Raw genomic sequence first — 21,800 nt, forward strand, 5'->3', positions numbered from 1 at the left:
GATCCATTCCTATAAGCACCATGGAGCGTTGCGATGAGCCCAGCTGAACCGGTCACAGGTTTGATTCTTTCCGGCGGCGGGGCTCGGGCGGCGTATCAGGTGGGGGTGCTGGCGGCGATTGCCGAATTGCTGCCGTTGGGTGCTGACAATCCGTTTCCGGTGATCGTCGGCACATCGGCGGGCGCGATCAACGCCGTCAGCCTCGCCAGTGGCGCCACCGATTTTCGCGCGGCCATCGAACGTCTCACCTTATTCTGGCAAGGCTTTCGCAGCCATCGCGTGCTGCGCAGTGACTGGCCCGGCGTCATCCGTCAGGCCAGCCGTTTTGTCAGTCACAGCTTGCTTGGCCTCGGCCGCCATATGCCGGTGGCGCTGCTCAACAGTTCACCGCTGCGCGACCTGCTCAATGAAAAACTGCACATGCCCGGCATCGCCGAATCCATCGCGCGCAAGCAATTGCATGCGGTGGCGGTGACGGCGTTTGGTTATGAGTCGGGGCAAGCGGTGACGTTCTATCAGGGCGGCGGCACTATCGATTCATGGCTGCGGCATCGGCGCATCGGTGTGCCGACACAATTGTCGGTGGATCACTTGCTCGCCAGTTCGGCGATTCCGTTGCTGTTCGCGCCGGTGAAGATCGGTGATGAATATTTCGGCGACGGTGCGGTGCGGCAATCGGCGCCGATCAGTCCGGCACTGCACCTGGGCGCCAGTCGCGTGCTGGTGGTGGGTGTCAGCGGCAACCCGCGCGGCTTCGATCCGCAGCAGCCGCTGGAGCGCACTTACACCGGGCAACAGCCGACGCTGGCACAAATTGGCGGGCACATGCTCAACAGCACGTTCATTGACAGTCTGGAGAGCGACATCGAGTTGCTGCAGCGCCTCAACCAGTTCAGTCATCTGATGCCCGCTGGCACGCCGACGCGCGAGCTGGGCGTGGCGCCGGTGGAGGTGTTGGTGATTTCGCCGAGTCAGCCGATCGATGAGATCGCGGCGCGGCACCGCCAGGAATTGCCGGCGGCGTTGCGCTTGTTTCTGCGTGGGCCGGGAGCGACGAAGACGAGTGGGGCGGGGGTGTTGAGTTATCTGCTGTTCGAGGCGGGGTATTGCAGCGAGTTGATCGATCTGGGTCGGCGCGATGCGTTGGCCAAGCGTGAGGAGCTGTGCCGGTTTCTCGGGATATCCGCAGCGGCGGTCCCGGCCTGAAATCTGCGGTGAGGCCTTCGCGAGCAGGCTCGCTCCCACATTGGAACTCGGTCGAATGTGGGAGCGAGCCTGCTCGCGAAGCTTTTAAAGCAAAAGATCGCAGCCTGCGGCAGCTCCTGCATTGGAATGCGCTATCCCTGTAGGCGCTGGCGAAGCCTGCGATCTTTTGATTTTTATCAGAAGTGGAACTTCACCAGGAAGCTGGTCACGTTCTGATTGGTGGTGAACGCACGGGTGTCGTCGATCCCGTACTTGTCTTTCCAGTAGTCGTACTCGACACCGACGTACAGCTGCTTCTCGCCGAAATTCAGCGCCTTGCCCAAGTCGTATTTGACCTGTGGGTTGAAGTGCAGGTTGGCATGGTATTCGCCACGGTTGTTGACGTCGTTGTCGACGACCCAGTCCATGTAACCGTCGATCAGCACGTTCGAGTCGCCGACCGGGATGGTGTAGGACCAGACCGGGGTGATCTGCCAGACGTTGTCACCCGGGCGCGAGCCTTCGGTGTGGCGCTGGTAGAAGTTCAGCTGGAAGTAGTCGAAGCCCGGGATGGCCAGGTCGAAGCCTGGACCGATCAGGTAGGACTCGGTGTCACCCTCGCCGAACTCGTAGGTCATTGCCAGCAGGACGTCTTTGATCGGGCCGAACTCGATCTTCTGGTCAAGCACCTTGCCCAGCGAAATGCGTGGCTGGAACTCGCCGTAGTAGGTGTTCGGGCCGTTGTTGAAGTCCTTGTCACCGTTGTAGAAGATCTTGTCGACGAACAGGAAGTTGTCCCCGTACTTCCAGGCATCGGCGTGCTCGAAGGTGACGGTCTGCTGGATCGCAGGGTTGACCTTGAAGTCTTTACCGTACAGGTAGGTCAGGCTGTTGTTCTGCCACTGCAGCAGGCCGTCGGCCATGGCCTGGCCGCCGGCCAGCATCGATCCCGCAAGCATCAGGCTGGTGCACATACGTTTCATTCGGTTGCTCCCAAAGTAGGTGTTCCACGTTTATTTTTTTAAGATCGGCGCTCTGGTGTGGCGCCTTTTTTCGTTGCTGCAAAAGTCATCCGATCGGTCAGCTTCAGTGCTGTTAGCAAAAGCTGAGCCAAGGCTTTCGAAAAGCCAAAAAACGCCCGTTCGGCTGCTGACAAACAGTCGATTGAGCGTGTTTTCGGGATGCCTCGGTACTGACCGGGGCCGGGATAAGTTGGCCCGTCGGTCAGGAATTAAATCCGGGCTTTTTTTTAGACCGAATTCAGGAGGCCGCGGAGAATACTGACTCCTCGGCCAGCTCTCAAGTGCCCCGCAACAGAGCACCGACGACAGGTAGGGGGCACGGTTGCGGGTCATCTTAAAAATGCACCTTCACCAGCAGGCTGGCGGTGTTCTGATTGGTGTCGAGGTTGTGGCTGCTTTCGACCCCGTATTTGTTCTTCCAGTAGCTGTATTCGGTGCCGACGTACAGCTGCTTCTGACTCCAGCCGAGGGCTTTGCCGAGGTCGTATTTGATCTGCGGATTGATGTGCAGGTTGGCGTGGTAGGTGCCGCGCGAGTTCTCGTCATTGTCTACGACCCAGTCCAGATAACCGTCGATCAGCAGATCGGAATTGCCCACCGGAATGCTGTAAGACCAGCCTGGAGTGATCTGCCAGACACCGTCGCCGGGGCGCGGGCCTTCGGTCTGGCGGCGGAATATATTCAGGGTCACGTAGTTGAAGCCGGGCACCTTGAGGTCGAAGCCCGGGCCAATCAGGTAGGCCTCGCTTTCACCTTCGCCGTACTCGTAGGTCATCGCCAGCAGCACGTCCTTGATCGGGCCGAATTCGAGCTTCTGATCGAAGATTTTGCCGAACGAGAAGCGTGGGGTGAATTCGCCGTAGAAGGTGTGCGGGCCTTTGTTGCGGTCTTCTTCGCCGTTGTAGAAGATCTTGTCGACGAAGAGGAAGTTGTCGCCGTATTTCCACTTGTCGGCGTGCTCGAACGTCACCGTCTGTTGGATCGACGGGTTGATCGCGAAGTTCTTGCCGTACAGATAGCTGAGGCTGTTGGTTTGCCACAGCAGGAGATCGCCGGCCATGGCTTGACTCGCGGCCAGCAGGCCGCCACTCAACAGAACGTTGGTTTGCGTGCGAATCATCTGTTGCTCCCTCTTGTTTTTATTGTTGAGGCGCAGAGCTGTTGCTTGCCCCTGTGGGAGCGAGCCTGCTCGCGAAGAGGGCGTGTCAGTCGCCATCATTGTTGAATGACACACCGCTTTCGCGAGCAAGCCCGCTCCCACAAGGTTTTGTGGTGACTTCGTTAATGCTGGTGTGCGTGGCAGTCGTTGATCGATGCGCGCTCTTTGCCGCCGAGAATGTTGAACAGCAGGTTCAGCGTCAGCGCGCTGAGCGTTGCCATGGCGATGCCGCTGTGCGTAATCGGGCTCATCCACATCGGCAGGTGCGCGAAGAACTCCGGACGCACCACCGGGATCAGGCCCATGCCGATGCTCACCGCGACCAGCAACTGGTTGCGACGGTCACCGATGTCGGCTTCTTGCAGGATCTTGATGCCGGTAGCGGCGACCATGCCGAACATCGCGATCGCTGCGCCGCCGAGGACTGCCGGTGGAATTGATGCCACCAGAAACGCCGCTTTCGGCAGCAGACTCAACACGATCAGCAAACCACCGGCAACGATGGTCACCGAGCGGCAGCGCACGCCGGTCATCTGCACCAGGCCGATGTTTTGCGCGAACGAGGAGTGGGTGAAGGTGTTGAAGAAACCGGCAACAAACGAGGCGCCGGCATCACACAGCAAGCCGCGACGCAGCATCCGTGGGCAGACTTCCTGGCCGGTGATCTTGCCCAGCGCGAGGAACATGCCGGTGGACTCGACGAAGATGATCACTACCACCAGGCACATCGACAGGATCGGTGCGAGTTCGAATTTCGGCATGCCGAAATGCAGCGGAGTGACGAACTGAATCCACGGCGCGTTGGCCATGCCGCTCAGGTCGACCATGCCGATTGCGCCGCACAGCACGTAGCCGAAGCACATGCCGATCAGTACCGAGATGTTCACCCAGAAACCGCGCATGAAGCGGTGGATCAGCAGAATGGTGCCCAACACCAGGGCTGCGATGGCCAGATAAATCGGTGAACCGAATTGCGCGGCGCCAGCACCGCCACCCGCCCAATTCACGGCCACGGGGAACAGCGACAAACCGATCGAGGTGATGACCGTGCCGGTCACCAGGGGCGGGAAGAAGCGCACGACCTTGGACATGAACGGCGCGATGATCATGCCGAAGAAACCGGCGGCGATCGTTGCACCGAAGATGCCTTGCAGGCCGATACCGGGCATGCCGGCCATGGCGACCATGCTGCCAACCGCAGCAAAACTGGCGCCCATCATCACCGGCATGCGGATGCCCATCGGGCCGATGCCCATGGATTGCACGATGGTGGCGACACCGGCGACCAGCAGGTCGGCGTTGATCAGAAAGGCAATTTCTTCACGACTCAGGCCAGCGGCCTGTCCAATGATCAGCGGCACCGCGATGGCACCACCGTACATCAGCAGAACATGTTGCAAACCGACCAGGATCAGTTGCAAAAGGGGCAATCGCTGAATGGCGGGTGCGTCGGGGATGCGCGCTTTGGACAGCTCGGACATGCAACACCTCGGATCTTTTTATTCTTGTGATTAACAGCTGTCGGGTTGCTCACAGCTGTTTCTTTGCATCAGGTAAACCGCGTTAAGGCAATTCGCGAGCAGGCTCGCTCCCACAGGAAATGCATTCCAATGTGGGAGCGAGCCTGCTCGCGAAGCTTTTGCTTAGTTGGTCTGTGCTCCCTGGGCAATCCATGCACCGATCAGGTCACGTTCCTGCTGGGTCATCTGCGTGATGTTGCCCAGTGGCATGATCTGCGTGGTGATGGCTTGCGCCTGGATGCGCGGCGCGTTCTGGCGGATCTGCTCAGGGGTGTCGAACATCACACCTGCAGGCGCTGCGCTGAACAGCGGGCTGGTCGGTTTGGCCGAGTGGCAAACCGCGCAACGTTCTTGAATCACGTTGTGCACTTTGTCGAAGGCCGGACCTGCGTTGGAGGCTTGCGCCGGTGCTGCAGCAGGCGCTGCGGCTTGCGCAGGTGCCGCCGCTTCAGCCGGTTTTGCGCCACCGCCCAGTGCCGTTTCCGGCAGCGGTTGGTACTCGATTTTCGCAGGAGTTTTGGCCACTTCCGGAGCGGTCGACATCGGCGTCGGGCCGGTGACGTACGCCAGAGTGATCATGCCCACCGCTGCCACCGGCAGAGTCCAGGCAAACTTGTGGCTGTCGTGACGGGTGTTGAAGTAGTGACGCACCAACACCGCCAACACTGCGATCCCGGCCAGGATCAACCAGTTGTACTGGCTGCCATAGGTGCTCGGGAAGTGGTTGCTGATCATGATGAACAGCACCGGCAGGGTGAAGTAGTTGTTGTGACGCGAACGCAGCAAGCCTTTGGCCGGCAGCGCCGGATCCGGCGTGCGGTTCTCGGCAATCGCCGCCACCAGTGCCCGTTGCGCCGGCATGATGATGCGGAACACGTTCCCGACCATGATGGTGCCGATGATCGCGCCGACGTGCAGGTACGCACCACGACCGCTGAACACTTTGCTGAAGCCATACGCCGCGCCGATGATCAGCACGAACAGGATGAAGCCCAGCAGAGCAGGGCGTTTGCCCAAGGCCGAGTCACACAGGAAGGAGTATATGAACCAGCCGAGGAACAGCGAGCCGATACCGATGGCCACGCCTTCAGGGCCGCTCAGTGTGCTGCCCGGAGCCAGCAGGTAGAGCGTCGGATTGGAGTAGAACACCACGCACAGCAGCGCGATACCCGACATCCAGGTGAAGTAGGCTTCCCATTTGAACCAGTGCAGGTTCTCCGGCATCGACGGTGGGGCCAGTTTGTATTTTTCGAGGTGATAGATACCGCCACCGTGGATCGCCCACAGATCACCGGCCAGACCGGTTTTCGGGTTGACGCGGTTGAGGTTGTTCTCCAGCCAGACGAAGTAGAACGACGCGCCGATCCAGGCCACGCCAGTAATCATGTGAACCCAGCGCACGCTCAGGTTCAGCCATTCCAACAGATGTGCTTCCACAGTCTTTACCTCTCGCCTGTCACTCTTGTTGTCGAGTGATCAGACCTTCTCTTATTGGTGGGGGGCGAGGATCAAACGCTCATCCTCTTTGAAAAAATGCTCATCGCAGTTATTGCCTGTGCCACTGCGATCAACCACCAGGAAGTCATCCCGCTTTTCGATCGTCAGCACCGGATGGTGCCAAACGCCGCGATGGTAATTAATGCCCTGCCTGCCGTTGGTGACGAAGGCGCGGACCAAACCTGATACAGGTTCATCGCCAACGGGCGCGACCACGATCAGAAAGGGGTTGCCGAGCAGCGGTATGAAAGCCTGGCTGCCCAGCGGGTGGCGTTCCAGCATGCAAACGGTCAGCGGCATGTCCTGCGCGTCGGCGCGGAAGATGCTGATGATCGCGTTGTCCTCAGGCTGAGCGGTTTCGACCGTCGCCAGTTTATGGAAGCGCATGGTCGAACCGTTGTTGATCATGAAGTGATCGCTGCCGTCGGTTTCGATGACGTCACCGAAAGGGGCGAAGGCTTCTTTGCTCAGCGGTTCAATCGTTAGTGTGCGCATGCTGTTCTTCTTATCCGAATTCGTTGTCTGTTCACTGCATTTCTCTGTAGGAGCTGGCGAAGCCTGCGATCTTTTGACTTTTTTTTAAGATCAAAAGATCGCAGCCTGCGGCAGCTCCTACAGGCTCAGCATTACTTCGCGACCTTGCCCAGTACGCGCAGGCGGCTTACACCACCGTCCGGGAACACGTTCAGGCGGATGTGGGTGATCGGGCCCAGTGCCTTGATCTGCTCGACGAAGGTGTGTTCGGCGTGCATTTCCAGCTTCTGGCTTGGCAGCAGATCGCGCCAGAACAGCGACTGGGTTTCGATCTGGCTGTCAGTTCCGCCCTTGACGAACGCGCCCTGAATCGAGCAAGTGTCCGGGTAGTTGCCTTTGAAGTGCAGGGTGTCGACGACGATCTTCTCGATCTCGCCCGGATGACCCAGCGCGACGATGACCCAGTCATTGCCTGGCGTACGACGACGTGCAGTTTCCCAGCCGTCGCCCATGTTGATGCCACGGCCCGGGTTGAGGATGTTGCTCATGCGGCCGAAGTGTTCGTCGGAGCAGGCGAGGGCGCGGCCACCGTTCAGGGCTGCTGCCAGATCGACTTGCTCGTTGTCGCCAACGGCCGACCAGTCGCGATGCGGCACACCGTACACGCGCAGACGGGCAACACCGCCGTCCGGGTAGATGTTGAAGCGCAGGTGGCTGAACGCTTGGTCGTTGCTGATTTCGTGGTAGTGGTGGCTGTTGCCCTGCAGCTCGACGGCCGACAGCACTTCAGTCCACTGAGTGTTTTCATCAGGCTCGCCCGAGGCCAGGAAGCACGCTTCCAGAGAGGCCGATGGCGGGAAGTTGCCGGTGAAGAATGAAGTGTCGATGTCTACGCCTTTGATCGAGCCCGGTACGCCCAGACGGATCACGGCGCTGTCGAAGCCTTCGAAGCGCTTGCGGCGCGATTCCCAGCCGTCCATCCACTTGCCGTTGTCATCGAACACGCCCTCCTTCCATACGGCCGGGGTCGGTTGGAACAGACGATTGGCGTCTGCGAACCAGTCATCGGTGACCGAGATGATTTTGGTGCCCAGACGGGCATCGGCCAGGTTGACGAACTTCTCGAAAGGTACGGCGTAAGCTTTCATTCTTCTTGTCTGCCTTTAAATAAGTGGCTGGGGATGCTTGCTGCCCTGGGTGCTCTCCGCGTTTGATGCGCTCGGGGCTTTTTACAAGGGCAGCTCGCTAAAGAGTCAGTAAACGGAACAGGGCAATCTTGTTGATCTCCGCCAGCGCGCATTTGAATTCGGTGTCGACCGAGTTGTGAATGCGCGTTTCGAACGCCGCGAGGATCTGATGCCGGTTGCTGCCTTTTACCGCCATGATGAAGGGAAACTTGAACTTGGCTTTGTAGGCGTCGTTCAGCTCGGTGAAGCGCTGGAACTCTTCGGCCGTGCATTGGTGAATACCGGCGCCAGCTTGTTCATTGGTGCTGGCTTCGGTCAGTTGGCCCTGGACGGCAGCTTTGCCGGCCAGGTCCGGGTGAGCGTTGATCAGTGCCAGCTGACTGGCGTGATCGGCGCTCAACAGGATGTCGCTCATGCGCTGGTGCAGGGTTTCGATCTCGTCGATCGAAGCGTCCACGCCCAGGTCGTAGGCCTTCTCGGCCACCCATGGCGAATGTTCGTAGATGTCGGCGAAAGCGTTGACGAAAGCGTCGCGGCTCAGGGTCGACGGTTGCAGGGTTTGAAAGCGGCTCATTTGGCGGCCCCTTGGTACGGCTGGGTTTCGTGCCAGTGGCGCGCGATGTCGACGCGACGGCTGAACCACACCTGTTCATGACTTTTGGCGTATTCGATAAAGCGTTTGAGCGAAGCGATGCGACCCGGACGGCCGATCAGGCGACAGTGCAGACCGATCGAGAGCATCTTCGGCGCTTCGGCACCTTCGGCGTAGAGCACGTCGAACGCGTCTTTGAGGTATTCGAAGAAGTCGTCACCCTTGTTGAAACCCTGCACTTGCGTGAAGCGCATGTCGTTGGTGTCGAGGGTGTACGGGATCACCAGATGCGGCTTGCCGGTCGGGTTGTTCGGTTCCCAGTAGGGCAGGTCGTCGTCGTAGGTGTCGCAGTCGTAGAGGAAACCACCTTCTTCCATCACCAGGCGACGGGTGTTCGGGCCAGTACGGCCGGTGTACCAGCCCAGTGGGCGCTCGCCGGTGATTTCGGTGAGGACGCGGATCGCTTCGAGCATGTGCTCGCGTTCCTGCGCTTCGTCCATGTACTGATAGTCGATCCAGCGGTAGCCGTGGCTGCAGATCTCGTGGCCGGCATCGACCATCGCGCGGATCACGTCCGGATGGCGCTGAGCGGCCATGGCGACGGCGAAGATGGTCAGCGGAATGTCGAATTCCTTGAACAGTTTCAGGATCCGCCAGACGCCGGCACGGCTGCCATACTCGTAAAGCGATTCCATGCTCATGTTGCGCGCGCCTTGCAGCGGCTGGGCAGCAACCATTTCAGACAGGAAGGCTTCGGATTCTTTGTCGCCGTGCAAAATGTTGCGCTCGCCGCCTTCTTCGTAATTGAGTACGAACGACAGGGCGATGCGGGCATTGCCCGGCCATTGTGGGTGAGGAGGGTTACTGCCGTAACCGATCAGGTCGCGTGGGTAGTCAGCGCTCACTGCAGTCTTCCTTCTTATTCGTTGACAGATGTGTGTGGCGGCCTGGCAGGCTGGCGTCACAGCGATGGGCTGATTGTATACAACTTTAATCGCACTTTGTAAGCCTGAATTTTCGCATTTTTCACCGACTGTCATCTTTTACTGCTAATGGCGTGAGCCTGCAAGAAACCTGCCTGACCAGTCAGCTAATGGATTGAAGGTTCAATGTTCAGGCGCTGTGCTGGCAGATCGCGGGTAAAGGCCCGGATGGCGGGGGTGCAGGAAAAAATGTCGTTTTTATTGTGTACAATTTTTTTGAAAAGTGTCTTAATCAATCGCTCGCCGCAGCTTTTCGTGCTCCGAATCGGTGCGGTCTCCTTTTCAACTGACTTCGGGAGGCGCGAGGTCTGACTGCTTCCACGCAGGCAGGCGCGCAGAATCAATGGGACGTTTGACAACACACGTTTTGGACGCTGCACACGGTTGCCCGGGCAGTTCGATCAAGGTCGAGCTGTACCGCGTTGAAGGCTCGCAACTGGAATTGGTCGCCAGTGCGATTACCAACAGCGATGGCCGGGTCGATGCACCGCTGCTGCAAGGCGATGACTACCGTACCGGGGTTTATCAGGTTCAGTTCCATGCGGGCGATTACTACCGCGCCCGTGGCGTTCAGTTGCCGGAACCGGCATTTCTGGACGTGGTTGTGCTGCGCTTCGGCATCTCTGCCGAACAGGATCACTACCATGTGCCGTTGCTGATTTCGCCGTACAGCTATTCCACGTACCGGGGCAGCTGACCCCCAAGCAGCTGCCCCCACCGGGAAGCGACTGCGCATATAGCTTCTTTGGTCTTTCGCCCGCTCACACTGCGGGCTTTTTTTCGCCTGCCCTAAAGTCAAAAGATCGCAGCCTGCGGCAGCTCCTACAGATTGAAGTGCAATCCCATGTAGGAGCTGCCGCAGGCTGCGATCTTTTGCTCTTTAACGGCTCAGCAGGGACGCTGCGCCTGCACCACTGAACAACCCGGCACTGATGCGGTTAAACCAGCTCTGCCCCTTGCCACTGCGCAGATACCGCGCCGCGCCATGCGCGCCCAGCCCATAGGCCAGTTTGCAGCACAGATCGAGCACCACCCAGGTCGCAATCATGATCAACAACTGCGGCAGGAACGGCTGCTGCGCGCTGAGAAACTGCGGCAGAAACGCAGCAAAGAAGAGGATGTCCTTCGGATTACTCGCGCCCAACACAAACGCGCGCCCAAACAAGGTGCGAAAGCGCGGCGTCGGTGCAGCCTGAGGCACTTCTGCGCCCACCGACGGTTGACGTGATTGCTGCCAACTCTGCCAGGCGAGGTAGAACAGGTACAGCGCACCGACGATTTTCAGCGCGCTGAACAACTGCTCCGACGCCAGCAGCAACGCACCCAGCCCCAGCGCCGACGCACTGAGCAGGCAGATCGAGGCAATCACGCCACCGAGAAACGCCGGGTAAGAGCGGCGCAAACCGTAATTCAGACTGTTGCTGATCATCAACAACGACAGTGGCCCCGGAATGAGGATCACCACCAATGCAGCGCCGCTGAACAGCAGCCAGGTTTCCAGACTCATCACTTTCCTCCTTTTTTTGTTGTACTGAAAAATGCACAAAAGCCCCACCCGCGAGGGTGAGGCTGTTTTGAAACCTGAACCGCGTAGCGTTTACAGGAAGATGAACTTGGCGATGAAGATCGCGCAGAGCACCCACAGGCTGACGGAAATTTCCTTGTACTTGCCGGTACCGGCCTTCAATGCCACATAAGTGATGAAGCCCAGCGCGATACCGTCGGCGACCGAGAAAGTCAGCGGCATCATGATGGCGGTGACGATCGCCGGAATGGCATCAGTGGCTTCGTCCCACTCGATGTGGGCCATGCCGCCCATCATCAGCATCGCTACGTAGATCAGTGCACCGGCGGTGGCGTAAGCGGGAATCATGCCGGCCAGCGGTGCGAAAAACATTGCCGCTATAAATAGCACACCTACGGTGACTGCGGTAAGACCAGTCCGACCACCTGCGGCCACGCCGGCAGCACTTTCTACATAACTGGTAACCGGCGGAACACCGACAATAGCGCCGAATACGCTGGACGCACTGTCGGCTTTCATCGCGCGGGAGAGGTTTTCGATACGGCCGTCAGCGTTGACCAGATTGGCGCGCTGAGCAACACCCATCAGGGTGCCGGCGGTGTCGAACATGTGTACAAAGAGGAAGGCCAGGACCACGCTGATCATGCTGACGTTGAACACGCCCGCGACATTCATCGCCATGAAGGTCGGCGCCAGACTTGGCGGCGTCGACATGATCCCTTCGTAATGCACGATGCCAAGACCCCAACCGGCGAGGGTCACGGTGATGATGCTGATGAGGATCGCGCCGAAGATTTTGTGGTAGCTGAGGATTGCGATCATCAGGAAGCAGATGGCGGCGAGCAGCGGGCCAGGTTCGCGCAGGGAGCCGAGCTTGATCAGGGTCGCCGGGCTGTCGACGACGATGCCCGCGGTTTTCAGGCCGATCAGACCGAGGAACAGCCCGACACCAGCACCCATCGCAAAACGCAGGCTGACCGGAATACTGTTGAGCAGCCACTCGCGAATCCGCGAGAAGGTCAGGATCATGAACAGCACACCGGAGACAAACACCGCACCCAGCGCGGTTTCCCAGTTGTAGCCCATGGTGCCGACCACGGTGTAAGTGAAGAACGCGTTGAGGCCCATGCCCGGCGCCAGGCCGACCGGCCAGTTGGCGTACAGGCCCATCAACAGGCAGCCCAGCGCAGCGGCGATACAGGTGGCGACGAACGCCGCACCGTGGTCAATCCCGGCATCGGCCATGATGTTCGGGTTGACGAAGATGATGTAAGCCATGGTGATGAAGGTTGTCAGACCGGCAATCAGCTCGGTCTTCACCGTGGTGCCATGCAAGCTGAGTTTGAACAAGCGCTCCAGCAGGCCAGTGCGTAATGGCGGCGAGAGATCCAGCGTCGATGCTTCGGATTTGCGGCTTTCCACAGCGAGTACTCCTCAAGAGTTTTATTGTTATTTCCAGGGCCGGACCCATGAGGGGTGGCAGCGGCCCTTTGAGGCACTTGCGAATTTGTTGACCATGAGGTCAGGAACTCGCACGCTGTGGATTATGCTTTTGTGTACAAATAAAGCAAATATTGTTTTTGGTTTTGTTTACGAAAGTTCCATTGATAGGGATATATCGTCTGTTCGGACGCCTTCGCGAGCATGCCCGCTCCCACATTTGAAATGCGTTCTCTTGTGGGAGCGGGCTTGCTCGCGAAGAGGTCGTCCAATTCAATCGAGCTGCGCCTGACTGTTCCCCAGCGCCAAATTCACCGCCAACCAGCCATTCACCGCCGCCTCCCCAGCCTCGGCAAAGACCCGCTCCAGCAACTTCACCTGCTCACGCCGCAACGCCTGCTCAAACTTCGCGCCTTCCGCTGTCAACGCCAGCAACCGCTTACGCTTGTCAGCCTCCGACGCGACGCTGTCGACCAGATGCATTTCCTGCAACTGCCGCAACGGCATGTTCAACGCCTGCTTGCTCACACCGAGCAATTCCAGCAATTCCTTCACGCTCAAATTTGGATAACGGGCGATGAAAAACACAATGCGCTGATGCACCCGCGACAATCCGCGACGCTCGAGCATTTCGTCAGCCTTGGCGGTGAATGCCTGGTAGCCGAAGAAAAATGCTTCCATCGCCTGCTGCTGACTGGATGGGTTTTTAAGGTCAAGCATGTTGACGTACTCGCTCAAGCTGGCGTAATTTCAGTCAACCAGTTTGACTCATTTTTCATCCGCCTCGCTACCGGTGACCTCCATGGCTTTTTCCGAACGTGTCTCGCGCCTTAAAAGTTCTTTGATCCGTGAAATCCTCGCCGCCGCCCAGCGCCCTGAGGTGATGTCATTCGCCGGCGGCTTGCCCGCCGAAGCGATGCTGCCGAAAGTCGAGTGGGCCGACATGCCGCTGGCGCTCGGTCAATACGGCATGAGCGAAGGCGAGCCGGCGTTGCGCGAAGCGTTGGCGGCGGAGGCGAGGGCGCTGGGTCTGGACTGTGAGGCGAGTCAGGTATTGGTGGTCAGCGGCTCTCAGCAGACCCTCGATCTGGCAGCCAAGTTGTACATCGACAAGGGCACGGAAATTCTGCTCGAAGCGCCGACCTATCTAGCCGCCCTGCAAATTTTCCAGCTGTTCGGCGCCGATTGCCTGACCGTGCCGCAAGAGTCCGACGGCCCGAATCTGGTGCAATTGCGCAGCCGCTTGGAACAACACCGTCCGGCGTTCATCTACCTGATCCCAACCTTTCAAAACCCGTCAGCCGTGCGTTACAGCGAAGCCAAACGTGCAGCCGTTGCGGCATTGCTCGATGAATTCGGCGTGACCCTGATCGAAGACGAGCCGTACCGCGAGCTGACCTTCGATGGCGGCAGCGCCAAACCGATAGCCGGGCGTCTGAAGAAGGCGAGCTGGATCTACACCGGCACCGTGTCGAAAACCTTGCTGCCAGGTCTGCGCATCGGCTACCTGATCGCCAGCCCGGATCTGTTTCCGCACCTGCTCAAGCTCAAGCAATCAGCGGATCTGCACACCAACCGCATCGGCCAGTGGCAGGCGTTGCAATGGATTGGCACGGAGAAATATCAGCAGCACTTGAGTGAGTTGCGTGGGTTCTATCGCCAGCGTCGGGATGCGTTTCAGGCCGCGCTGGAAACTCACTTTGCCGATCTGGCGGATTGGGAAATGCCGCAGGGTGGGTTGTTTTTCTGGCTGACGTTGAAGCAACCGCTGGATACGCGAACGCTATTGAATGAGGCGTTGGCCAACGACGTGGCGTTTATGCCGGGTGAGCCGTTCTTCCCGGATCCTGACAAACATCATGGGCATTTGCGTTTGAATTTCAGCCACATCGATCCGGCGCGACTGGATGAAGGGTTGAAGCGATTGGCGGCGGTGGTGCGCCAGGCGCAGTTGGACGAAGCGGCCTGATAAAACAAATAAACCGGCTCATGGGCCGGTTTATTTTTGTCTGGGATTTTTGGTGCCTGGGAGGGTCTCTTCGCGAGCAAGCCCGCTCCCACAGGGGAATGCATTTTAAATGGTGGGAGCGGGCTTGCTCGCGAAGGCGTCAGTCAGCACAACAAAAAAATATCAGACCGCAGCAAATCGCTTGTCCAGATAATCAATAATCACCTTCGACTCATACATCCACGTCGTCTGGCCATTCTCTTCAATGCGCAGGCAAGGCACCTTGATCCGGCCACCCTGTTCCAGCAGCGTCTGACGATCCTGCTGGTTGTTCTTCGCATCCTTCAGCGCCACCGGCACATTCAGACGACGCAGAGTCCGGCGGGTTTTTACGCAGAACGGGCAGGCGTTGAACTGATACAACGTCAGATCCTTCGCTGCCGAATCCACTTGGGCCTGAGCAGCGGCGGGGCGTTTTTTCTTGCCCGGACGGGTGATGAAGTCGATGAAGATAACCAGTTGGCCGAGGCCGACACGAAGCGCTTTGACGAACACGTTGAAAGCCTCACGGTGCAGATTGAGAAAGGCGCGCAGCTTACCCGATTTTTCACGGGCGAAAAAAAACCGGCGATGAATGCCGGTTTTCTTCGTGCTGCGGATTACTTGATCAGGCTGAGAAATTCGCTGCGGGTGGCAGCGTTTTCACGGAACTCACCGAGCATCACCGAAGTGATCATCGACGAATTCTGCTTCTCGACACCGCGCATCATCATGCACATGTGCTTGGCCTCGATCACCACGGCCACGCCCAGTGCGCCGGTTACCTGCTGGACAGCATCGGCGATCTGGCGGCTGAGGTTTTCCTGAATCTGCAGGCGGCGGGCGTACATATCGACGATCCGCGCGACCTTCGACAGGCCCAGCACTTTGCCGCTCGGGATGTACGCAACGTGCGCCTTGCCGATGAACGGCAGCATGTGGTGTTCGCACAACGAGTACAGCTCGATGTCCTTGACCAGCACCATTTCGCTGTTGTCGGAGCTGAACAGGGCACCGTTGGTGACCTCTTCGAGCGTCTGTTGATAACCGCGGCAGAGGTACTGCATGGCTTTGGCGGCACGCTTTGGCGTGTCGAGCAGGCCCTCGCGGGAGACGTCCTCGCCCAGTTGGCCGAGAATCGCGGTGTAATTCTGTTCCAGGGACATGAAACTACCTGTGGGGGATTTTCGCAAAGGGCAAGGGTACGGTGGCGGACACGACCCTGCAAGTTCGGTGTAACGGGATTATTCGTCGCGACCTTCCATCATCGTGCGTTTAAGCATCACGTACACCGCGCCGGCACCGCCATGTTTGGCCTGGCACGAACAGAATCCAAGCACCTGCGCATGCTGGCGCAACCAGGTGTTGACGTGGCTTTTGATCATCGGCCGCTTGCCGTCCAGGCGCACGGCCTTGCCGTGGGTGACACGCACGCAGCGGATTTCGAATTTTGTCGCTTCAGCGAGAAAGGCCCAGAGGGTTTCGCGGGCCTTTTCCACGCTCATGCCGTGCAGGTCGAGGCTGCCTTCGAATGGGATCTGACCGACCTTGAGCTTGCGCATCTGACTTTCCTGCACGCCATCGCGCGCCCACATCAACTCGTCTTCCGGGCCGACATCGATCACGAACTGATCGGACAGACCATCCACGGTAGCGGTGTCGGTGCGCACGGTGGCGGACTGGCGCAGCTTGGCAATCTGTGCGCGGTCAGCCTTGGGTTTGCCGGTGTCGGCGCGGTCGTGCTTGATCGGCTTGACGCCTTGGATCGCACTTTTGAACAGGGAAAAATCGTCGTCTTGCATGTCAGCCTCCGCGAAGGGCGGCCAGTTTACCCAAGTCGAAACAAAACGGCCCGGCAAAAAGCCAGGCCGGTGAATCAGTCGTGTTTTTTCATCAGGTGCGGGGACATGTTCAGTTCCCGCGATTGCCGTGCGCGACGGCGGCAGCGGCGCCACAGGGCGACACCGAAATACAGAAACAGCAAACCGACCGCCAGAATGATCGCCGAACCCATCGGTGTAGCGTTCAAATCACCGAGCGCCGGAGGGTGCCCGATCAGGCTGGCCGCTCCGGCCATCGCCAGCAGCACGCCGAAGGTGGCCAGAATGGCCGCGATCGCCGCGCCGAATCGAAAACGCCAGTTGCTTTGGCCTTTGGGCCGCAAGCGGCGTGCGTCAAATCCATCGGATAACTTCATTCCGACCTTCCTCAATGGGTATCGGCCCTTCGACCGGGAGTTGACCGGGTTGTTCCTGAGGCTATGGCATTTGCGGCAAATGAGAAGATTTTGCGGATGAGCGGCGCGCTGAACCGCTCATCAAAGCAGATCAGATCAGGTCTTGAGTCAGCGCGAGGGTGGCGAAGTTGTCGGCCATGATCGCCATTTCCGCTTCCTGAACAAGTTCGGCGCTCAGTACCCGGCCCTTGAACGGCAGGTCGCGGGTGGCGCAGGCGTCTTCTACCAGCGTGCAGCGGAACCCGAGGTTCTTCGCCGCACGCACGGTGGTGCTGACGCTGGAATGGCTCATGAAACCGCAAACGATCAGGTCCAGAGAGCCGAGGTTTTGCAGACGATCGAGCAATTCGGTGCCATGGAAGGCGCTCGGCAGCAGCTTGCCGATGATGGTTTCATCACCCTGCGGTTCAAGCCCAGGGATGAATTCGCCACGTTCGCCCTGTGGGTCGAACAGGCCACCGACGGTGCCGAGATGACGCACGTGCACGATCGGCCGACCGGCTGCACGGGCTGCGGCAACAATTTGTTTGATGTTCGCGACGGCCGCGTCCATGCCGCTCAGGGCCAACGGGCCGCTGAGATATTCTTTCTGGGCATCGATGATGACCACGGTGGCATGGCTCAGTGTGGCCGCTGCGTAACCGCGACCGCTGAGTTGAAACATCGTTTTTGGAACGGACATTCTGGGGCTCCTCGGGGTGGGGCTTTTGCGACATTGTCCTCTGGCTGAGCGGTTCTGTGAATCGCTACCATCGTAGGCACCGTCGTTACTGGCCTGCAGCCATGTCAAGTTACACGTTATGTTGAACCGCTGAAGCAAAAAGACACAAAACACCTACCGTCGCCGCGACGATTTTCCTGCGTCGTCGGCGCGCGTTTTGGCTGGTAGAATCGCCAGTCGTTTTTTCTGGAGTTCTGCCCCCGTGATCACTTCCCGACTTCGTACCCTGCGCGACCACATCCGTTGGGCCGTCAGCCGCTTCCATGGGGAGGATCTGTTTTTCGGCCATGGCACCGACAATGCCTGGGACGAAGCCCGGCAGTTGGTACTCGGTGCGTTGCACCTGCCGTGGGAAATCGCCGACAGCTACCTCGATTGTGCGCTGGAAGACGACGAACTGGTGAACCTGCAACGCCTGCTCAAGCGCCGTATCGAAGAACGTATTCCGACCGCTTACCTGTTGGGTGAAGCGTGGTTCTGCGGCATGTCGTTCATCGTCGACGAGCGCGTGTTGATCCCGCGCTCACCGATTGGCGAACTGATCGAAAACCATTTTGCCCCGTGGATCGGCACCGAGCCTGCGCGCATTCTCGACCTGTGCACCGGTTCCGGCTGCATCGGCATCGCCTGTGCCTACGAGTTCCAGAACGCCGAAGTGGTGCTGGCGGACCTGTCGTTCGAAGCGCTCGAAGTGGCCAACCAGAACATCGAGCGCCATGGCGTCGATGAGCGTGTGTACACCGTGCAGGGCGATGGTTTCGATGGCCTGCCGGGGCAGCGTTTCGACCTGATCGTGTCGAACCCGCCTTACGTCGATGCGGAAGATTTCGCCGACATGCCGGACGAATATCAGCATGAACCCGAGCTGGGCCTGGCGTGTGGCGATGATGGTCTGAACCTGGTGCGCCGGATGCTCGCGGAAGCGGCGGATCATCTGACCGAGAAGGGCTTGCTGATTGTCGAGGTGGGCAACAGCCAGGTGCACGTTGACGCGCTGTACCCGGAAGTCGATTTTGCCTGGCTCGAATTCGAGCGCGGCGGGCATGGCGTGTTCATGCTGACCGCTGAACAGTGCCGCGATCATCAGGCCCTGTTCGCTTCCCGCGTCTAAGGCCTAAAAGCAAAAGATCGCAGCCTTCGGCAGCTCCTACAGGGTGTACACCAATTCCAATGTAGGAGCTGCCGAAGGCTGCGATCTTTTGATCTACCGGTGCGTGGCAATCCAGATCAACAGCCCCGCCTGAAACACCGCAAACGCCACCAGACAAGTAATCGTAAAGCGCAGCCCAGCGTCTTCACGCTTGAACTTGCCGACTTTCTCTTCCTGCTTCTTCAGCTTCACTTCCTGCTCGGCCAGATTCTGCTCGGCCTGCTGAAGCATCTGCGCCGCTTCGAGAATCTCGACGTTCTGCAGCTTTTCGCTGTTCCAGTCGCCCAGCAAGTCACCGACCTGCACTTCCTTGACGCTGCCCTTCAAATGCTGGGCATCGGCGTACACCACATCAAACCCGTGGACGCGCAGGAAATGATCGCGACGCAGCCGCGTGTCTTCATTCAGCGCGTCCTTGTTGTTCAAGTCCATGCCGTCGACGGTGTAGGTCGGCCAACGCTTTTTCGCCCAGTTGATCCCTTGCGCCGCCATGTAACGGCCGATGCCACGGTTCAACGGCTCGATCTGCAGGCCGCTGTCCGGGCCGAAATGCACACGCTTGGTCGTGTGATTGACCCAGATATCGAGGTGATTCTGTTCTTTGCGCACGCGCTGGCCAGGCAGCTTGATTTCCATGCGCATCAGGCTGTGTTCTTTGCTGTTGCGCTCGGCATAGCCGAACTCGACAAAGCGCAGCGGCCGGCCACCGGTGTGACGATCGGTCTGCAACGGGGCCAGGCGGAGCATCTTGTGGTGCTCGACATGGACATCCGCCCACGGCAGCTCGGCCGCTGGCGGTGCGTCTTTTTCAGCGGTGGTGTCGGGTGAAGTCGGGGTATCAGTCATAACGGCGAGATCCTGTCCAAGCCCTGCTTGTCGCCAGCCATTGCGCTGGCGACAAAGGCTTATCGGCCGTTTTTGTCAGGACTGGAGGGCAAACGACGCTTAACGGGTGCGAAGTCCGTCAATAAACTCAATGATTTTGCTGCCCAGTTCCGCCGCCAGCGGCAAATTCGGGTCCTTGTACGAGGCCAATTGCCGCTTCATGTCGTTGTGGACGATGCGCAATACATGGTTCATGCCTTCGATCACCACCAGTTCGGCGTCGGGTTTGGCAGCCTTGAGCAGCTTCGCGTCATCGACGCCGACCTGAATGTCGTTGCTGCCCTGAACAATCAGCGCCGGCATCTGCAATTGCGCGAAAGCTTTTGCCGGATCCTGACGAAACAGCGAAATCAGATACGGCTGCACGCTCGGGCGGAATATCACCTGCAACGGTTGCGGCACATTGTCATCGGTGTGGCCGGCCTTGAGGCTGTCGAGCAACTCATTGCTGCGCAGCATCAGTGGCGGCGGCAGGCTGCGCGCCAGCTGTTGGCGCAACACCTCATCAATCGGTCGGGCAGTGCCGGACAGCGAAATCAGCGCTGCCGCATCAGCATTCGGTGCCGCCAGCGTGGCAATCATCGCGCCTTCGCTGTGGCCGAGCAGGATCAACGGGCCGAATCGCGGATCGGCCTTGAGTTTGCGCGCCCACGCCTGGGCGTCGGCGACATAGGCTTCCACCGACAAGTTACGTTCATCCGGCGTCGCTGCCAGGCTCGCCGCTACACCGCGCTTGTCGTATCGCACGCTGGCAATGTTGTGTTTGGCCAGCACCCAGGCCAGCCGTTTCAGACTGTCGTTGCGCCCGCCGTCGGGGTTGTTTCCGTCGCGATCCGTAGGACCGGAGCCAGAAATGATCAGGACAACCGGCACCGGACTGTCGGACTTTGGCAGCAACAGCGAGCCGAAAAGCTCGCCAGTGCCGGTGTCCAAAGTTACCGGGCGTTGTAGGACCGTCGCTTGGGCAAAGCCCGTAAACAGGGTAAGACTCAAGATCAAAACTCGCAGCATCATCACGCCATCATTCGCCAAGGTGCCGGTTGGACTCACCCGCACCACTAAGGTTCGAGGATGAACTACTCGGTTAGCCTGCGTATACTGGCGCGCATCACGAATTTGGGTTTGATTTCACGGAGCGTCCTGCATGTCCGGCAATACCTACGGCAAGTTGTTCACTGTCACCACCGCTGGCGAAAGCCATGGTCCGGCGTTGGTCGCCATTGTCGACGGCTGCCCGCCGGGCCTGGAGATTTCCCTCGAAGACCTGCAGCGCGACCTCGATCGCCGCAAGCCCGGCACCAGCCGCCACACCACCCAGCGTCAGGAAGCCGACGAAGTCGAAATCCTTTCCGGTGTGTTCGAAGGGCGCACCACCGGTTGCTCGATCGGCCTGCTGATCCGCAACACCGACCAGAAGTCCAAGGACTACTCGGCGATCAAGGATCTGTTCCGCCCGGCCCACGCCGACTACACCTACCACCACAAATACGGCGAGCGCGACTACCGTGGCGGCGGCCGCAGCTCGGCGCGCGAAACCGCGATGCGCGTAGCGGCCGGTGCAATCGCCAAGAAATACCTCGCCACTCAGGGCATCGTCATCCGTGGCTACATGAGCCAGCTCGGCCCGATCGAAATCCCGTTCAAGACCTGGGATTCGGTGGAAGAGAACGCCTTCTTCAGCCCGGATCCGGACAAAGTCCCGGAGCTGGAAGCCTACATGGACCAGTTGCGCCGCGATCAAGACTCGGTCGGCGCCAAAATCACCGTGGTTGCCGAAGGCGTCATGCCTGGTCTGGGTGAGCCGATCTTCGACCGCCTCGACGCCGAACTGGCCCATGCGCTGATGAGCATCAATGCCGTCAAAGGCGTGGAAATCGGCGCCGGTTTCGCCTCGGTTGCCCAACGCGGCACCGAACACCGCGATGAAATGACCCCGCAAGGTTTCCTCAGCAACAATGCCGGCGGCATCCTCGGCGGCATTTCCTCCGGTCAGCCGATCGTTGCCCATCTCGCGTTGAAACCAACGTCGAGCATCACCACCCCGGGCCGTTCGATCGACATCCACGGCAACCCGGTCGACGTCATCACCAAGGGCCGTCACGACCCGTGCGTCGGCATCCGCGCCACGCCGATTGCCGAAGCGATGATGGCCATCGTGCTGATGGATCACCTGCTGCGTCACCGTGGCCAGAACGCCGATGTACGCGTGAGCACGCCGGTGCTGGGTCAGCTTTGAT

Annotated in this window: 23 protein-coding genes; 5 read left to right on the forward strand and 18 right to left on the reverse strand. The window is 59.2% G+C overall.

The features are described 5' to 3' along the window. Window positions 1-33: 33 nt before the first annotated feature. On the forward strand, window positions 34-1,206 hold the full coding sequence (locus C2E19_RS10165; protein WP_129391260.1) for a patatin-like phospholipase family protein: 1,173 nt from the start codon (window positions 34-36) through the stop codon (window positions 1,204-1,206). 176 nt (window positions 1,207-1,382) lie between these two features. Here C2E19_RS10165 and C2E19_RS10170 read toward each other — a convergent pair whose 3' ends face one another. The 8 genes from C2E19_RS10170 to puuE all read right to left on the reverse strand — a co-directional run bounded on the left by C2E19_RS10170 (window position 1,383) and on the right by puuE (window position 9,541). Beyond that, the gene (locus tag C2E19_RS10170; protein WP_129391263.1) at window positions 1,383-2,168 is read right to left on the reverse strand and encodes an outer membrane protein OmpK; all 786 of its coding nucleotides are present in this window, start codon (window positions 2,166-2,168) and stop codon (window positions 1,383-1,385) included. A 373-nt stretch (window positions 2,169-2,541) separates the two neighbouring features. Further along, window positions 2,542-3,327, reverse strand: coding sequence for an outer membrane protein OmpK (locus C2E19_RS10175; RefSeq protein ID WP_129391265.1), 786 nt, complete (start codon window positions 3,325-3,327; stop codon window positions 2,542-2,544). Between the two features lie 161 nt (window positions 3,328-3,488). Beyond that, window positions 3,489-4,847: a nucleobase:cation symporter-2 family protein gene (locus tag C2E19_RS10185; protein ID WP_129391268.1), complete on the reverse strand. Its 1,359-nt coding sequence runs from the start codon at window positions 4,845-4,847 to the stop codon at window positions 3,489-3,491. A 162-nt stretch (window positions 4,848-5,009) separates the two neighbouring features. After that, the gene (locus tag C2E19_RS10190; RefSeq protein WP_129391271.1) at window positions 5,010-6,323 is read right to left on the reverse strand and encodes a urate hydroxylase PuuD; all 1,314 of its coding nucleotides are present in this window, start codon (window positions 6,321-6,323) and stop codon (window positions 5,010-5,012) included. Between the two features lie 51 nt (window positions 6,324-6,374). After that, window positions 6,375-6,878 carry an ureidoglycolate lyase gene (locus C2E19_RS10195; RefSeq protein ID WP_034151759.1) on the reverse strand — a complete coding sequence of 168 codons (504 nt, stop codon included), beginning with the start codon at window positions 6,876-6,878 and terminating at the stop codon, window positions 6,375-6,377. A gap of 131 nt (window positions 6,879-7,009) precedes the next feature. After that, window positions 7,010-8,005 carry an allantoicase gene (gene alc / locus C2E19_RS10200; protein WP_008080896.1) on the reverse strand — a complete coding sequence of 332 codons (996 nt, stop codon included), beginning with the start codon at window positions 8,003-8,005 and terminating at the stop codon, window positions 7,010-7,012. 97 nt (window positions 8,006-8,102) lie between these two features. Next, window positions 8,103-8,618, reverse strand: coding sequence for a 2-oxo-4-hydroxy-4-carboxy-5-ureidoimidazoline decarboxylase (gene uraD / locus C2E19_RS10205; RefSeq protein WP_129391274.1), 516 nt, complete (start codon window positions 8,616-8,618; stop codon window positions 8,103-8,105). Next, complete coding sequence (puuE, locus tag C2E19_RS10210; RefSeq protein ID WP_129391277.1) at window positions 8,615-9,541, reverse strand: allantoinase PuuE; 927 nt, start codon at window positions 9,539-9,541, stop codon at window positions 8,615-8,617. The genes uraD and puuE overlap by 4 nt, the downstream gene beginning before the upstream one ends. Before the next feature lie 421 nt (window positions 9,542-9,962). Between puuE and uraH the strand changes: the two genes are divergently transcribed. Continuing rightward, complete coding sequence (uraH, locus tag C2E19_RS10215; RefSeq protein WP_008031462.1) at window positions 9,963-10,316, forward strand: hydroxyisourate hydrolase; 354 nt, start codon at window positions 9,963-9,965, stop codon at window positions 10,314-10,316. Window positions 10,317-10,499: 183 nt separating this feature from the next. On the opposite strand, the gene C2E19_RS10220 is transcribed toward uraH, so the two are convergent. From C2E19_RS10220 to C2E19_RS10230, 3 genes are all read right to left on the reverse strand, one after another. Continuing rightward, window positions 10,500-11,126, reverse strand: coding sequence for a LysE family translocator (locus C2E19_RS10220; protein ID WP_008080903.1), 627 nt, complete (start codon window positions 11,124-11,126; stop codon window positions 10,500-10,502). A gap of 90 nt (window positions 11,127-11,216) precedes the next feature. Next, a complete protein-coding gene (locus C2E19_RS10225) occupies window positions 11,217-12,566 on the reverse strand; it encodes an NCS2 family permease (protein ID WP_129391280.1) in 1,350 nt (449 codons plus the stop codon). Between the two features lie 291 nt (window positions 12,567-12,857). Beyond that, entirely contained in the window at window positions 12,858-13,304 is a 447-nt protein-coding gene (locus C2E19_RS10230) for a MarR family winged helix-turn-helix transcriptional regulator (RefSeq protein ID WP_129391283.1), read from the reverse strand. An 82-nt stretch (window positions 13,305-13,386) separates the two neighbouring features. Here C2E19_RS10230 and C2E19_RS10235 point away from each other — a divergent pair, with 82 nt between their 5' ends. Continuing rightward, window positions 13,387-14,553, forward strand: a complete 1,167-nt coding sequence (locus C2E19_RS10235; RefSeq protein WP_129391286.1) for a PLP-dependent aminotransferase family protein — start codon at window positions 13,387-13,389, stop codon at window positions 14,551-14,553. Window positions 14,554-14,715: 162 nt separating this feature from the next. Here C2E19_RS10235 and C2E19_RS10240 read toward each other — a convergent pair whose 3' ends face one another. From C2E19_RS10240 to C2E19_RS10260, 5 genes are all read right to left on the reverse strand, one after another. After that, a complete protein-coding gene (locus tag C2E19_RS10240; RefSeq protein ID WP_129391289.1) occupies window positions 14,716-15,087 on the reverse strand; it encodes a glutathione S-transferase N-terminal domain-containing protein in 372 nt (123 codons plus the stop codon). 104 nt (window positions 15,088-15,191) lie between these two features. Beyond that, a complete protein-coding gene (folE, locus tag C2E19_RS10245; RefSeq protein ID WP_129391292.1) occupies window positions 15,192-15,737 on the reverse strand; it encodes a GTP cyclohydrolase I FolE in 546 nt (181 codons plus the stop codon). 78 nt (window positions 15,738-15,815) lie between these two features. Continuing rightward, window positions 15,816-16,373, reverse strand: a complete 558-nt coding sequence (locus C2E19_RS10250) for a Smr/MutS family protein (RefSeq protein WP_127926454.1) — start codon at window positions 16,371-16,373, stop codon at window positions 15,816-15,818. A 74-nt stretch (window positions 16,374-16,447) separates the two neighbouring features. Further along, window positions 16,448-16,768, reverse strand: a complete 321-nt coding sequence (locus tag C2E19_RS10255) for a hypothetical protein (protein WP_085732350.1) — start codon at window positions 16,766-16,768, stop codon at window positions 16,448-16,450. 130 nt (window positions 16,769-16,898) lie between these two features. Continuing rightward, a complete protein-coding gene (locus C2E19_RS10260) occupies window positions 16,899-17,489 on the reverse strand; it encodes a cysteine hydrolase family protein (RefSeq protein WP_129391295.1) in 591 nt (196 codons plus the stop codon). Between the two features lie 241 nt (window positions 17,490-17,730). Between C2E19_RS10260 and prmB the strand changes: the two genes are divergently transcribed. Further along, window positions 17,731-18,639: a 50S ribosomal protein L3 N(5)-glutamine methyltransferase gene (gene prmB / locus C2E19_RS10265; protein WP_007914027.1), complete on the forward strand. Its 909-nt coding sequence runs from the start codon at window positions 17,731-17,733 to the stop codon at window positions 18,637-18,639. 93 nt (window positions 18,640-18,732) lie between these two features. Here prmB and C2E19_RS10270 read toward each other — a convergent pair whose 3' ends face one another. Together C2E19_RS10270 and C2E19_RS10275 are read right to left on the reverse strand one after the other, a co-directional pair. Next, window positions 18,733-19,524 carry a hypothetical protein gene (locus C2E19_RS10270; RefSeq protein WP_129391298.1) on the reverse strand — a complete coding sequence of 264 codons (792 nt, stop codon included), beginning with the start codon at window positions 19,522-19,524 and terminating at the stop codon, window positions 18,733-18,735. 99 nt (window positions 19,525-19,623) lie between these two features. Continuing rightward, on the reverse strand, window positions 19,624-20,577 hold the full coding sequence (locus C2E19_RS10275) for an alpha/beta hydrolase (RefSeq protein WP_129391301.1): 954 nt from the start codon (window positions 20,575-20,577) through the stop codon (window positions 19,624-19,626). Window positions 20,578-20,707: 130 nt separating this feature from the next. On the opposite strand from C2E19_RS10275, the gene aroC reads away from it, so the two are divergent. Next, window positions 20,708-21,799, forward strand: a complete 1,092-nt coding sequence (aroC, locus tag C2E19_RS10280; protein WP_064118641.1) for a chorismate synthase — start codon at window positions 20,708-20,710, stop codon at window positions 21,797-21,799. Window position 21,800 lies beyond the last annotated feature (1 nt).

The sequence above is a fragment of the Pseudomonas sp. DTU12.3 genome, from assembly GCF_004124275.1.
GTDB classification, from domain to species: domain Bacteria; phylum Pseudomonadota; class Gammaproteobacteria; order Pseudomonadales; family Pseudomonadaceae; genus Aquipseudomonas; species Aquipseudomonas helmanticensis.